The sequence below is a fragment of the Klebsiella sp. K47 genome (assembly GCF_051858335.1).
In the GTDB taxonomy this organism is placed as follows: domain Bacteria; phylum Pseudomonadota; class Gammaproteobacteria; order Enterobacterales; family Enterobacteriaceae; genus Klebsiella; species Klebsiella pneumoniae.
In genome coordinates this window covers 1-530 of sequence record NZ_JBPYUI010000095.1, presented here as the reverse complement: position 1 = coordinate 530, position 530 = coordinate 1, and the positions used below count along the sequence as shown (strand labels likewise).

The 530-nt window shown below is 48.7% G+C and carries 2 protein-coding genes; both read right to left on the bottom strand.

The genetic code is table 11. From position 1 onward, the window contains the following. Nucleotides 1–4: 4 nt before the first annotated feature. On the bottom strand, nt 5–406 hold the full coding sequence (locus RRF55_RS27230) for a helix-turn-helix transcriptional regulator (RefSeq protein ID WP_117095974.1): 402 nt from the start codon (nt 404–406) through the stop codon (nt 5–7). Continuing rightward, nucleotides 406–530: Rop family plasmid primer RNA-binding protein (locus RRF55_RS27225; RefSeq protein ID WP_439419207.1), on the bottom strand; the 125-nt coding region annotated here is incomplete at its 5' end. The genes RRF55_RS27225 and RRF55_RS27230, both read right to left, overlap by 1 nt.

Here is a 530-nt window from a genome sequence, read left to right as displayed (position 1 = left end):
GGGGTCAGGATTTTTTCCAGAATTTCCACCATGGCGCCGGGGATTCCGTTAATTTTGCCTGGTGATTTTCAAGAAGGAGCATGGCCTGTTTCAGGCTGTCAATGTGCGAATCCTTGGATAAAAGTAAGGTGTTCAGGTGTTCAATCTCCTGTTTCAGATGACGAATCACCTGTTCACTCTGGTCAGCAGAGGCTGTATCACGCTGTTCAGAGACCTGTCCAGAAGGGTGTTCACCCTTCGGTTGCTCAAAGGGACCAAAGACACGTAAAAGCTCTGAAGTATCTACCATTTTTGCATTACGTTCACCGCTACAGGTGGACAGGTCACCTGCTTTAATTAACCTGTGCAGTGTTGTCCTGCTCTTACCCGTCAGTCGGGCAGCCTCACTAATAGACACTCTGGCCATCAGTTATCATCCTGTAATGCATCCAGTCTCGAGGACAGTGTACGGAAAAGATGCTCCGCATCATCGTGGAGTTTCTCACAAAGGTCGGCCTCGACATCGAGATCAAGCTCGTTAAGCTTCTCCA